Below are 11,989 nucleotides of genomic sequence, written 5' to 3'. Positions count from 1 at the left end.
TCTTACTGTTTTTGGGTGTCTTAAAGGTCTTCTCTCGAAGCTTTAAAACTTGTTCTCTGAATTTTCTTTTTTAGAATTTTCAGGGTTGCATTACTGTTTATTTGTCAAGGTTCTGTGCTTGTGCTTTCTTATCTGATGTTTGTTCCAGACAGACTTCACAAGCTTGCACAGTAGCTTCTTATATAGAAGAACTGCGAACGGAGAAGGAGGGATTTGAACCCTCGCGCCGCTATTAACGACCTGCACCCTTTCCAGGGGTGTCCCTTCGGCCACTTGGGTACTTCTCCAAGCAAGCTGATTCAATCAACTCTGCGGTTTGACCCGCTATTTATTTTTGTGTGTCTCGAAAATCATTCAGTCTGATTTCCGCAGCGATTAACGCTAACGGAGAGGGTGGGATTCGAACCCACGCGCCCTTGCGGACAAACGGTTTTCAAGACCGCCTCGTTATGACCACTTCGATACCTCTCCATATGTTTTCTGTCAAACAAAACACTGGGATATTCTGTATCTTATCTTCCCTGCTGTTTATAGGAAAGAATGTTTTCAAGCTTTGCTGTTGCGGAACTCTCTGTTTGTTCAGATGTTTGTGTTCCTCAGCAGTGCAAAAGTTATTATAGCGAAAAAGGCCCTCAGTGTCAACACATTTTTTCCAATATTTTTAATTATTTTTTAGAAAGTGTAATTTTTCCCGTATTTACTGCATATACAGGAATAGCAAATCGGTCAGATTCTGCAAAATCAGACTCTTTTTTCCAAAATGCCGTCAGCAATTACAAGATCTTCGGGCGTGGTGATCTTAATATTTTCATAGGATGCCCGGAACAATTTTACGGGTTGGTGAAGCAGGGTTTCCACTGCCATGGCATCATCCGTGATCTGAATTCCCTCTGTACGCAGCTTTTCTTCTTCCTTGATAAGCCTGCGGTATGCCTCCCGGATCAGGGACGCCTGAAATACCTGGGGGGTCTGCATCATCCAGACGAGATCCCTTCTGGGGGTTGAAACTGCAAAATCCTGATCGTCTGCGATTTTTATCGTATCCTTTACCGGCATCGCCGCCACACAGGCTTTGTGAACCCGTACATTCTTCAGTGCGTCATTTATGATTTGCCCGGTAACAAAAGGTCTGGCTCCGTCATGGATAAATATATAGGCACAGTCTTCCGATACGGCCTCCAGTCCATTGGCCACACTGAAATACCGTTCCGTTCCGCCTGCGGTTATATGCTTTACCTTGGTAAGGTGATATTTATCGACTATTTCTTTCCGACAGTATTCCTCTTCCCCTTTTTCGGTTACCAGGATGATTTCATCCACGAAGCTGTCCTGAAATGTCTGCAGGGAATAATAAAGAACCGGCTTTTCCCGAAGCAGCATAAACTGTTTCGGCACATCGCTGTTCATTCTTTTTCCTTTACCGGCGGCCAATACTACCGCAGCTGTTTTCTCCTGCATAATCTGTTCCTCTTTTTCTGCATGGGAAGTATATTTCCTCATGCTCTATGTAAAATACAGGCGTCAGAATCTATATTCTTTCACCCAGCTTCAGATTGGGAACCGCATTCAGATCCCAGCCATGTCTTGTCCCTTTGCAGTATTCATAATAACCGGCCACGCCGATCATGGCGGCATTATCCGTACAGTACACCGGAGATGGGTGATAGAATTCCAGGCCTTTTTCTCTGCAGGCTTTTTCAAATGCGGCGCGCAGGGAAGTATTGGAAGCCACTCCTCCGGCAATGGCAAATTTATTCAGATGGTATTGGGACACGGCTTCCATGGAATGCCCTACCAGGACATCGATCACCGCTTTTTGGAAAGAAGCTGCAACATCCGCCTGATTTACCGCAATTCCTTTCATTTCACAGGAATTGAGGTAATTAAGCACTGCGGATTTCAGGCCGCTGAAGCTGAAATCGTAGGTACTCCCGTCTACTTTCGCACGCGGGAATACAATGGCATCCGGATTGCCTTCTTTCGATACTTTATCGATTTTGGGACCGCCGGGATAGCCGAGACCGATAGCCCTCGCCACCTTATCGAAGGCTTCGCCCGCGGCATCATCCCTTGTCCTTCCGATGATTTCGTACTCCCCGTAATCTTTTACCACTACAAGATGGGAATGTCCGCCGGAAACCACAAGGCAGATAAAAGGAGGCTCCAGATCCTTATTTTCTATAAAATTGGCGCTGATATGTCCTTCGATATGATGGACTCCGACCAAAGGCTTGTCCGCGGCAAACGCTATGGCCTTTGCTGCGGATACTCCTACCAGAAGCGCCCCCACCAGGCCGGGGCCATAGGTCACTGCCACAGCAGTCACTTCCTCTAAAGTAATACCCGCATCGGACAGGGCCTTTTCGATTACCTGATTTACTTTCTCTATATGCTTTCTGGATGCGATTTCAGGGACCACACCGCCATAGAGCGTATGCAGATCGATCTGTGAATATATAATATTGGAAAGAACCTCCCTGCCATTTCTGACAACGGAGGCCGCTGTTTCATCGCATGAGCTTTCCACTGCGAGAATATAGATATCTTCTTTTTCCATGGGCTTTTCTCCATTATTCTGCTGCATTTCAGTCTTCCTCGAAAAGGAGGTCTATACTTTTCCCGTCTTTCCCGGCAATGGCCTGAGGGAAGATTTTGCGGACTCCATCCATATAATCTTCCGGCCTGATGAGGGAAGGACTGTAATGGGTCAGCCACATCTGCTTGACCTGGGCGCGTTTTGCCATATCCGCCGCCTCCAGAAAAGTCATGTGCTTGTATTCCCGGGCCTTGTCCTTTTTTTCCGGTTCGCCGTACATACCCTCGCAAATGAACAGATCGGCTTCGGCGGCATTTTTTACGATTCCCTCCGTGGGCCTGGTATCTGTACAATAGGTGAGCTTAATTCCTTTTCTGGGAGGCCCCATAACCATATCCGGGGTGAACACGTTTTCCGGGGTCTCGATGGTTTCCCCTTTCTGCAGACGGCTCCAATACTGTTTGGGGATATTCAATGCCTGGGCTTTGTCCAATTGGAAACGGCCGCTTCGTTCAATGATTATACTATAGCCGTAGCAGACTACATTATGGTTCACGCGGAAGGCTTCAATACGGAAGCCTTCAAAATCTATGCTGTGCTCCGGCTCTGTCAGTTCCATATATTCAATAGGAAAAGGAAGTTCGGGAGCGATGACACGAAGGGAATTTACCACACGGGTAAGCCCCTTGGGGCCTATCAGAAGAAGCGGTTCTGTCCGTTCTGCATTCCCCATGGTGAGAAGCATTCCCGGAAGGCCGCTGATATGGTCGGCGTGATAATGGGTAAAGCAGATAATATCCACCGGCTTAGGGCTCCAGCCCTTTTCCTTCATGGCAATCTGTGTTCCCTCGCCGCAGTCGATCATAATACTTTTTCCATTGTAACGGGCCATGAGGGAGGTCAGCCACCTGTAGGGCAGGGGCATCATCCCTCCGGTTCCCAATAAACATACATCCAGCATCTATACGTATTACTCCAATCCGCTACAGAAGTTCTTTTGCCTCCTTCACTTCGGCAGGCACCTGAAATTCTGTGAGCATTTTATCAAAACACTGTTCGCACAGGTCAAATTGATACACCTGTCCGTCCTTTTCACTGAAATATCCGAAAGCATGGCTGACTTCAAAACAGCCTTCCTTCAGTATTCCATTTTCCACCTTTAACTCTTTTTTGCATCGGTTGCAGATTACCGTTACAAGTTGGGTATTATTATCCTGATATTTCCGCATGGCCACTCCTATCCGCGTATTTTACGCTTTCCGTTTTGTTCATTATAACGTAAATTTTTGTCGAAAAACAGCGGTAATTATTCCATGCGCTGGCTATCTCTTCCACATAATGAGCGCATTTTCATTCGGATTTCTGTAAAAATTTTTCCTGATTCCCTCTGTAACAAAGCCTAAAGACTCATAAAGGCGGATGGCGGGCAGATTACTCTCCCGAACCTCCAATGTAAAATTTTCCACGCCGGAGGCTGCCGATTTCTGCATCAGTTCCCGGAGCAGAAGACGCGCGAATCCTTTTTTTCTGTATCTTTCGTCCACGGCTACATTGGTGATATCTCCGTCTTCAAAGGATCTCCAGATACCGCAGTAGGCTATCAGGCCTTCCTCCTCTACAATGCAGGTAAGGTAGAGCGCATTCTCATCCTCCAGGGCATCAGCGAAGGCCTGCATCGACCAGGCATCCGCCCCAAAGCATTTTTCTTCCAGCGCGGCAGCCTGAGTGAGATCTTCCCTTCTCATTCTGCGAATTTCCATTATCAGCTACCACTTTCTTCCGGGATGGCTTTCTTCTCTTTGGAGAAGGTTCCTTTTCTCATCATGGCGTCACCGGCCTGGGCTCCTGCTAATTTCCGGGCCTCGCTTCGTTCTCTTTCCGCCTGGGAGGGACGAAGATATTCCGGGACAAAAGCATCCGCCGATACCATTTTCCCTTCTTTTGCATACCCGGCGGCTAATACCGCGACTGCAGAGGCGCGCTGTCTGTTGCACAGAGCCGGGGCAAAGGAATAGGGACGGCGCATTAATTCCGCCAGCCTCGAACGGAAAACAGGTACCCCATCCCCTAAAAAGATCACGCCGCCGGCTTCCGGCAGCCGGTTCAGCCTTTCTGCAATCTCTTCAATGGGTACCACACATTGGGGCTCTCGTACTTTCAGAGAATAGCTGACTTCACCGAAAGCCTGTGCCTGCGCGGCATCCGGAAGGCTGGCAGGAGCTGCCGCCTCATTCCCGCTTTCCTGCACAAAACGGTAAATGCCGGTATAAACCTGGCTGCGTCTGGCATCCATCAGGGGGCAGATGATCTGATCCGTCCCATACAGGTTCATCGCCAGGGCATCCACTGTGGGTACACCTATCAGCGGCTTATTCAAAGCCAGGCCCAGCCCTTTTGCTGTTGCGGATCCTATCCGGAGCCCGGTGAAGGAGCCCGGGCCGGCAGATACGGCAATGGCATCAATGGTGTTTAAATCCAGTTCTATCATTTTCTTCACTTCATCCAGCATGGGAAGAAGTGTCTGGGAATGTGTTTTCTTATAGTTGGTGGTGTATTCCGCGATAAGATTATCATCTTCCGTTACCGCCACGCTGGCTACCAGTCCTGAACTGTCTATGGCTAATATTTTCATTCTTGATTCGCTTCCTTCCTTGTCAGGGTGATTTTACGATAGTCAAAACCCTTTTTCAAGTCTTTTTCAATCCGGATCTCCGTATAGGAGGGGGGAAGGATTTCTTCTATGAGGTTGGCCCATTCAATAAGGCAGAGGCCGTTTCCGTAGAAACAATCTTCATAGCCTATCTCATCCATTTCTTCCACATCGCCGATGCGGTAAACATCAAAGTGATAAAAGGGCATCCTTCCTTCTTCATAAATTTGGATAATAGTGAAGGTAGGGCTGCTGACCGGCTCCTGAATACCCAGTCCTGCCGCAACACCCTGGGTGAAAACCGTCTTGCCCACACCCAAATCACCTATGAGGGTATAAACCTGCCCGGGAACGGCCTGTCTGCCGATCTGTTCTCCAAATGCAAAGGTGTCTTCCGGGCTGAAGCTCTCGATCTGTTCTGTTTTCATTATGGTATCTCCTGCGTCCGTTTTGCCGGACATTATCTGCAAAGGCTGATAACTACATTCGGATATTCACTTTTTTAGGAGGCATATGCGTGGAGATCATTTCCACAACTTTGGAGAGGCTATCCTTTAAATCCCTGCGAGGAAAAATACTCGCATTGATTCTGGTTGTATAAAGGATAATGCTCCTGCCGGTGGAAATCGCCTTCACCATATCCTCCCACTTCTGGAATTCCACCATATCCCCCTGGGATACTTCGACGCCTTCTTCTGTCATTTTATAATGAAGGGGCTGCTTGAATGCCGGATTTGTGAGCGCCTGCTGCTTTGCTTTCAATAAAAGACTTCCCGGCTGGTACAGCAGGATTATAAGTCCGGCAATCAGATAGACCACATGGCCCGTCATGCCAAACGCAACCAGAATCAGCGCTCCTACCGTAGTTCCCACTACTCCGGCAAAGCTGGTATAGGTATGGTGGAGCATATAGTCATAAAGAACTGCCGAATCAATTTTTACATCAAATTCCACTTCCATAAATTACCTTCCTGTCCCTGTTGATTCATACGACCCGAAAAAGCACCTACGTCGTAGGTGCTTTTGTCTACTTATCATTATATTATACTGAAAATATTTCGTAACGCAAGAGATTTCAGCCTATTCATGGCGAAGCGCTTCAATAGGGCTGAGTTTTGCCGCCTTCCTGGCAGGATAAATTCCGAAGAAAATACCTACGCCTGCCGAGAACAGGGAAGCTATCAAAACAGTGCTTGGCTGAATCCGGGCTGAGAAGCCAATTACTCCTCCGATGAGAATCGCGCCTGCAACACCCAGGATGATACCTATAATACCTCCCAGCAGGGTAATAATAGCGGATTCGGACAAAAACTGGAGCAGTATGGAACCGGTCCGGGCACCCAGAGACTTGCGGATACCAATTTCTCTGGTACGCTCCGTAACGGAAACCAGCATGATATTCATAACACCAATTCCGCCGACCAAAAGGGAAATTGCCGCCACTATTACAACAAAGATGGATATACTTCCTAAAACGGAGTTGATTTCGGAAATCTGGTCCTGCATGTTCTGAACCTGAATCACTCCCTTTCCTCTTACATTGTGTCTTCCTTCCAGCAGGTTGATACTGCTCTGGGCCACCTGAACGGACTCCGCAGGAGAATCACTGATAATCATGAAATCCGTAAACTCCCCAAAATACAATCCATAGGACGCGCTGAGTACGCTAAGCGGCAATTCAATATTAATCATATCACCATACATGCTGAACATAGCCGCAGCACTGTCCTGGCGGACACCTACAATCCTAAGATCCTGTGTTGTCCCATACAGAGTTACCTCTATGGTAAGGCCTACAACATCCGTAGTACCAAACATCTTCTTCGCCGCCTGTTCCGGTACAACGCAGACCTTATTACCGGAATAATAATCACTGGCGGTAAAATAATGTCCTGCAATAATAGGCTCACTCTGGTAAAATTCCATGCTTTCCGTACCGCCGGATGCATACGCGGTAAATTCACCTTTTTTGCCAATTGCACTGCCGTACATCGTATATACAGGGGTCACACCCTTTACACCCGGCACCTTCTCTTTTATTGCTTCAAAGTCATCCGAGTCAAAATAAACCTCTTCTTCACTGTGCTCATTATTTACATAAATACCAATCAGCCCTCCGGCCATGGCATTCAATTCATCATTAACCTGTCCTTTAACCCCATCGCCGATGGATATAATCATGATTACGGAAGTAATACCGATGATAATACCCAGCATAGTCAGGATTGACCGGCCTTTATTGCTCCTGATATTCATCAGGGCAATTTTTATATATTCCCATGCCTGTGCCACTATTCAGTCCTCCTTATATAGGCAGCTTCGAATAGTACCTGGCTATTCATTTTCAGATCCCAGTGTGCCACTCGCTGCCTGTGATTCAGCAGTTTCTGTTTCTCCGCCTGCTTCTTCGGAGGAACCCTCTCCGGCCGCTGTCTGCGATACAGCTTCCGATGCCGTTTCTGTCACAGCTTCCGTTTCACCGGCTGCTGCTCCGGTTTCCATCATGGTCTGGCCGGCCATTCCGCCGCCCATAGGAACTGCCATAACCTTCATTCCTTCCATAATGGTACCTGTCACATCATATACAATCTGATCGCCCTCTTTCAGGCCTTCTTTTACCTCAACCATGCTGTCGGAGGAAATTCCTGTGGTGATTCTTCTCATGGTCACAACACCATTATCCACTACATAACAGAATTCGCCCTGCTTATCCGCATTTACGATTTCAACCGGTATGGTTATTACATTCTCCGCGTAAGCGGTATGAATAACAAGCTTTGCTTCCACACCCAGGAAGATGCTGTCATCGGGATTCTTGATATGGACTTCCGCTCCAACCACGGGTGTTCCCTGGGAATTGGCTGCCGCCACCTTGTTAATTTTGGAAACCTCTCCTTCATATACATTGCCCGCTATTGTAACGTCTACCTGCTGGCCAATGGCTATTTTGGGCAAATCGTATTTGGTAACTTCTATTCCTACTTTGACCTGTTTATTGCTTTCAATCGTAAAGAGTTCGGTTCCTTCGGCAACGGTTGCGCCTTCCAGAAGGCCGCCGCCCTTGGTCGCATCCTTGGATGTGGATACGGTGGCAATTTTGGTAACAATGCCGGGGAATTCGGCAGTTACGCCTGCCCGGGCTTTTTCCAGTTCATTTTCAGCCTCGGTTGCCGTAAGCTGGGCGCTCTGTGTGTTTGCCGCCAGCTGCTGTTTTTCATAAGGATCGGCAATCCCCGCTTTCGAGGAGGTTTCCTTGCCTTCTCTCTTATTGATTTCTTCGTTCATATCATCCAGTTTCTTCTGTTCTGCATCGATAAGACGCTGTTTTTCTTTCAGCTCGTCAGACATGCTCAGATCGCTGATCTGGTTATTCGTTTCGCGGATGCTGTTGTTCAGGTTCTGGATGATCTCCTGAATACTTTTTCTCGTCTCAGAATCGTGCTGCTCCTCCAGCTTATTAGACTGTGTATCCAGCTCCTGATTCAGTTTTCCCAGCCAATCCTGCAGCTTTTGCTTTTTCTGCTGCTGCTCGTCCTCCAGCTGGTACTTCAATCCCTGTACATACTGTTCCTGCTGCTCTGCCAGTACCTTCAGCTCAGGCAGACCGATTGTTGCTTCATTATATTCAGACTGATTTTTATTGCTCTTATACTCGGAACTTTTGTAGCTGTTTGCTGTTACGGACGCATCCAGCTCCGCTTTCGTCTTCTTCATTTCCAAATCTGTAGTATCAAAGGAAACCAGCTGCTGTCCCTCTGCCACCTCATCACCCAGGGCGATGCTCATTTGGGAAATGGTAGCACCCACAGGCGCATAATATGTTTTGCTCTGCTCACTGCTTACCGTACCGCTGGTGGATAATGTTTCTTCAATCACTCCGACGGTCGCTTCCACGGTATTCACCTGCATGGGGGTGTTTTTGGCAATAACACTTGTCACAACGGAATAGCCCACTATGACAATGACTAAAGCAAGGGCGATAATCCAGCCGAATTTCTTCTTTTTCTTCTTGCCGGTCCCTCCGGCCATAACAGCTTCTCTCTTCTCCTGAGCCTTCTTTTCCTTTGCTTCGGCTTTTTCTCTCTTCTTTTTATCTTTGGCCGATTCCAGGCTGCCGGTATCTTTGTTCTCTAACTCACTCATTTTGATTCCTCCATAATTTATCCCGTAGGGTAGTTACCTATTATATAAAGAGTTCTGAAACTCTGTAAAAAAATTATTCCTCATAGTTCTCCGTATCCTGGTTATAATCCGCTTCAATATAGCCATCCTTGATACGGATAACCCGCTCTGCCTGAGCGGCGATATCATTATCATGAGTAATTATGATTACGGTTCTTCCTTCCTGGTGAAGGCTCTTAAGAATTCCCATAATTTCTTTGGTCGAACCGGAGTCCAGGTTACCGGTAGGCTCATCCGCAAGTATCACAGGCGGCGCCTGGGCAATGGCTCTCGCTATGGCGACCCTCTGCTGCTGCCCTCCGGACATTTCCGAAGGCTTGTGGTTCATTCGTTTTTCCAGTCCTACCTTTCTGAGGGCATCCTGGGAAAGCTCCAGCCTCTCTTTTTTGCTGATTCCCCTGTAAATCAGAGGAAGTTCTACATTTTCCAGGGCCGTCAGATTCGGTATCAGGTTAAAACCCTGAAAAATAAAACCGATTTCCCGGTTTCTGATATCGGACAGATCATCGTCACTCATCCTGGAAACGTCCTGATCATGCAGAAGGTAGGTTCCGCTCGTAGGGACATCCAGGCATCCCAGCATATTCATAAGCGTGGATTTTCCTGAGCCGGAATGACCGATAATTGCCACAAATTCATTTTCATTAATCGATACATTTACATGATCCAGTGCCCGCACTTCGTTTTCACCCGGGTTGTAAACCTTACACATGTCCTTTACTTCAACCAGCGCACTCATACTTTTTCTCCCTTTGTTCCCCTTCCGGTCAATTTTCTTTTTTGACCGCGGAAACTGTTTACATTTCATCTGTATTATACAGTTAATACAGTAATACGGTTTATTCATTTTGTCAACCGGATATTTTATCCTGCTGACAGTATCCTCCGTTCCATCCCCTTAAATTAAGGAGTGTCCCGAAATATTACTTTGACTATCATACTATAGTTACCTTTGAAAAATCTATGTACTTCCTTTAAAATTTTCTTAATTTTTTCTAAATAACGATTGTTTTTGTATAATTATCTTGAAACAACACATACTATCCGTGCTTCCATAACAACTTATAACAGCAAAGGAGGAAATATGAGCCTTTTAAATAATGATGAAATACCGTTGGGATTAGGCATGGCGTTAGCCCAGAATATGGATGCCATGCGTGTTTTTTCCTCATTGAGCGAATCTTCCCGCCAAAATGTGATCGATCGTTCAAGACAGGTGAATTCAAAACAGGAAATGGAGCATCTCGTAGCCGGGCTGACCGAAGATATGAAAAGCGAGGGATTCATTTTTTAGTTCCAAAAGCTTCACAATTTCTTCAAACTTCCATCACGGAACTTCCATACTTGGATGTTATCGTATATTTATACAAAGCCAATAACTTTTTAAAATAGATTTCTTTTTCATAACTTGCCGGCATCTGCCAAGATGCCGGCCCTCCCTCAAAAATTATAGCAGGCCGGACGGCCTGCCTTTTTTGTGTATTCCTTCCTCTATTTATTGAAAAACAAACTCAGCAAGATAAAACAAAAGGAAGGTATGTGCCGGATAAAAGATGTAAAAGAAATATTTCATGCCCGGGCCCTTCTGGTTATTGTATCCAAGCATCAGGGGAAGGACGAGAACCATGAGCCACTGGGTAGCTCCGATGCCTCCGCTTTCAAACATCTCTATACTGAACTGGCTGATACAGAAGAGGATATACATAACGCAGAACAAATCTTTCTTCTCCTTCAGGAAATACATGAGTACCCCCAGGACCACGAAAGAAAAACCATATTCATTCAGCGCAAGATTGGGAACAATCCCCGTAAGAAGATCCCCGGATAAATTACGTGTAAAGGGAATAATATTGGGCATGAGGAAATACAGCAGCTGGACAAAGGCTATCGCACCCAACAGGACAGCGCCCTTTTTCCGATCCTTCTGATATAGCTCCACTGTGCTGATAAGCACGCCTACCAAAAACATGGAGAGAAAAATATTGTGATTTCCATAACCGTTCTGCGAAACAAACACTGTATCCACGGTATAGGAAAAGAACGTCATAAAGAGACTCATCAGATACAGACGAAGCAGATACCTTTTCCGGTTCCTTGTATACTGATAGCCCCAGACCATGCAGAAAAGAAACAGGGGATAGGAGCCTCTGCCCAGCCATCGAAGCCAGGACGGCGTTCCTTCAAAATAATAGCCGATATGATCGATAACCATAAGGACGAGTGCGATCATTTTTAATGTAAAGGTATTCATGACGAGCTCCTTTTCGTGTCACTCCCCGGTAACTGCCGCGGGGCTTCCGACTTGCTTCATCATACTATAGAAGCGGTCTGCAAATCCATGCGGTTCTTTTAAGGTTTCCTTATTTTTTTCTAAATTATGGGATTATTATGAATATTTCCGGGGAAAACGGGTATTATAGGAATATGAAAAATCAATAGAGGATACATTTTCTATTTGCAATAGCTTCACAAATTCTTCAAAATTTCATCACGATTGCTACACAATTGAATGTTATCCTTTATTCATACAAAGCCAGTAAGACTTTTTTAAATAGATTTTTCTTTTTCATAACTCACCGGCATCTGCAAAGATGCCGGCCCTCCCTCAAATTTTATGGGCG

The 11,989-nt window shown here is 46.3% G+C and carries 13 protein-coding genes and 2 tRNA genes; 1 reads left to right on the top strand and 14 read right to left on the bottom strand.

What is annotated here, in order from left to right; genetic code table 11:
* Positions 1 to 198: 198 nt before the first annotated feature.
* The 13 genes from BLA28_RS23165 to BLA28_RS23105 all read right to left on the bottom strand — a co-directional run bounded on the left by BLA28_RS23165 (position 199) and on the right by BLA28_RS23105 (position 10,107).
* Positions 199 to 287, bottom strand: a tRNA-Ser gene (locus tag BLA28_RS23165).
* A 98-nt stretch (positions 288 to 385) separates the two neighbouring features.
* Positions 386 to 471, bottom strand: a tRNA-Ser gene (locus tag BLA28_RS23160).
* Between the two features lie 270 nt (positions 472 to 741).
* On the bottom strand, positions 742 to 1,458 hold the full coding sequence (gene ispD / locus BLA28_RS23155; protein ID WP_069151346.1) for a 2-C-methyl-D-erythritol 4-phosphate cytidylyltransferase: 717 nt from the start codon (positions 1,456 to 1,458) through the stop codon (positions 742 to 744).
* 70 nt (positions 1,459 to 1,528) lie between these two features.
* Entirely contained in the window at positions 1,529 to 2,584 is a 1,056-nt protein-coding gene (tsaD, locus tag BLA28_RS23150; protein ID WP_071699512.1) for a tRNA (adenosine(37)-N6)-threonylcarbamoyltransferase complex transferase subunit TsaD, read from the bottom strand.
* Between the two features lies 1 nt (position 2,585).
* On the bottom strand, positions 2,586 to 3,497 hold the full coding sequence (locus BLA28_RS23145; RefSeq protein ID WP_009255118.1) for a ribonuclease Z: 912 nt from the start codon (positions 3,495 to 3,497) through the stop codon (positions 2,586 to 2,588).
* A 22-nt stretch (positions 3,498 to 3,519) separates the two neighbouring features.
* Positions 3,520 to 3,765: a hypothetical protein gene (locus tag BLA28_RS23140; RefSeq protein ID WP_044965400.1), complete on the bottom strand. Its 246-nt coding sequence runs from the start codon at positions 3,763 to 3,765 to the stop codon at positions 3,520 to 3,522.
* Positions 3,766 to 3,858: 93 nt separating this feature from the next.
* The gene (gene rimI, locus BLA28_RS23135) at positions 3,859 to 4,281 is read right to left on the bottom strand and encodes a ribosomal protein S18-alanine N-acetyltransferase (RefSeq protein ID WP_242880593.1); all 423 of its coding nucleotides are present in this window, start codon (positions 4,279 to 4,281) and stop codon (positions 3,859 to 3,861) included.
* A gap of 17 nt (positions 4,282 to 4,298) precedes the next feature.
* Entirely contained in the window at positions 4,299 to 5,168 is an 870-nt protein-coding gene (tsaB, locus tag BLA28_RS23130; RefSeq protein ID WP_069157416.1) for a tRNA (adenosine(37)-N6)-threonylcarbamoyltransferase complex dimerization subunit type 1 TsaB, read from the bottom strand.
* Positions 5,165 to 5,614: a tRNA (adenosine(37)-N6)-threonylcarbamoyltransferase complex ATPase subunit type 1 TsaE gene (gene tsaE, locus BLA28_RS23125; protein ID WP_009255122.1), complete on the bottom strand. Its 450-nt coding sequence runs from the start codon at positions 5,612 to 5,614 to the stop codon at positions 5,165 to 5,167. The genes tsaB and tsaE overlap by 4 nt, the downstream gene beginning before the upstream one ends.
* Before the next feature lie 52 nt (positions 5,615 to 5,666).
* Positions 5,667 to 6,146, bottom strand: coding sequence for a YcxB family protein (locus BLA28_RS23120; RefSeq protein ID WP_009255123.1), 480 nt, complete (start codon positions 6,144 to 6,146; stop codon positions 5,667 to 5,669).
* Positions 6,147 to 6,266: 120 nt separating this feature from the next.
* Entirely contained in the window at positions 6,267 to 7,478 is a 1,212-nt protein-coding gene (locus BLA28_RS23115; protein ID WP_081329997.1) for an ABC transporter permease, read from the bottom strand.
* 42 nt (positions 7,479 to 7,520) lie between these two features.
* On the bottom strand, positions 7,521 to 9,329 hold the full coding sequence (locus tag BLA28_RS23110) for an HlyD family efflux transporter periplasmic adaptor subunit (RefSeq protein ID WP_069157417.1): 1,809 nt from the start codon (positions 9,327 to 9,329) through the stop codon (positions 7,521 to 7,523).
* A 73-nt stretch (positions 9,330 to 9,402) separates the two neighbouring features.
* Entirely contained in the window at positions 9,403 to 10,107 is a 705-nt protein-coding gene (locus BLA28_RS23105; RefSeq protein ID WP_009255126.1) for an ABC transporter ATP-binding protein, read from the bottom strand.
* Positions 10,108 to 10,452: 345 nt separating this feature from the next.
* Here BLA28_RS23105 and BLA28_RS23100 point away from each other — a divergent pair, with 345 nt between their 5' ends.
* Positions 10,453 to 10,662 carry a hypothetical protein gene (locus tag BLA28_RS23100; protein WP_069157418.1) on the top strand — a complete coding sequence of 70 codons (210 nt, stop codon included), beginning with the start codon at positions 10,453 to 10,455 and terminating at the stop codon, positions 10,660 to 10,662.
* A gap of 201 nt (positions 10,663 to 10,863) precedes the next feature.
* Here BLA28_RS23100 and BLA28_RS23095 read toward each other — a convergent pair whose 3' ends face one another.
* On the bottom strand, positions 10,864 to 11,619 hold the full coding sequence (locus tag BLA28_RS23095; protein ID WP_069157419.1) for a TraX family protein: 756 nt from the start codon (positions 11,617 to 11,619) through the stop codon (positions 10,864 to 10,866).
* Positions 11,620 to 11,989 lie beyond the last annotated feature (370 nt).

The sequence above is a fragment of the Eisenbergiella tayi genome (assembly GCF_001881565.1).
In the GTDB taxonomy this organism is placed as follows: domain Bacteria; phylum Bacillota; class Clostridia; order Lachnospirales; family Lachnospiraceae; genus Eisenbergiella; species Eisenbergiella tayi.
Note: the sequence above shows the minus strand (reverse complement) of the source record. Positions and strands in the feature narration are given on the sequence as shown.

Bases quoted from the DNA above. Each gene is read 5' to 3' on its own strand.
- ispD (WP_069151346.1), bottom strand. From the start codon at position 1,458: ATGCAGGAGAAAACAGCTGCGGTAGTATTGGCCGCCGGTAAAGGAAAA.
- tsaD (WP_071699512.1), bottom strand. From the start codon at position 2,584: ATGCAGCAGAATAATGGAGAAAAGCCCATGGAAAAAGAAGATATCTAT.
- BLA28_RS23145 (WP_009255118.1), bottom strand. From the start codon at position 3,497: ATGCTGGATGTATGTTTATTGGGAACCGGAGGGATGATGCCCCTGCCC.
- BLA28_RS23140 (WP_044965400.1), bottom strand. From the start codon at position 3,765: ATGCGGAAATATCAGGATAATAATACCCAACTTGTAACGGTAATCTGC.
- rimI (WP_242880593.1), bottom strand. From the start codon at position 4,281: ATGAGAAGGGAAGATCTCACTCAGGCTGCCGCGCTGGAAGAAAAATGC.
- tsaB (WP_069157416.1), bottom strand. From the start codon at position 5,168: ATGAAAATATTAGCCATAGACAGTTCAGGACTGGTAGCCAGCGTGGCG.
- tsaE (WP_009255122.1), bottom strand. From the start codon at position 5,614: ATGAAAACAGAACAGATCGAGAGCTTCAGCCCGGAAGACACCTTTGCA.
- BLA28_RS23120 (WP_009255123.1), bottom strand. From the start codon at position 6,146: ATGGAAGTGGAATTTGATGTAAAAATTGATTCGGCAGTTCTTTATGAC.
- BLA28_RS23110 (WP_069157417.1), bottom strand. From the start codon at position 9,329: ATGAGTGAGTTAGAGAACAAAGATACCGGCAGCCTGGAATCGGCCAAA.
- BLA28_RS23105 (WP_009255126.1), bottom strand. From the start codon at position 10,107: ATGAGTGCGCTGGTTGAAGTAAAGGACATGTGTAAGGTTTACAACCCG.
- BLA28_RS23100 (WP_069157418.1), top strand. From the start codon at position 10,453: ATGAGCCTTTTAAATAATGATGAAATACCGTTGGGATTAGGCATGGCG.
- BLA28_RS23095 (WP_069157419.1), bottom strand. From the start codon at position 11,619: ATGAATACCTTTACATTAAAAATGATCGCACTCGTCCTTATGGTTATC.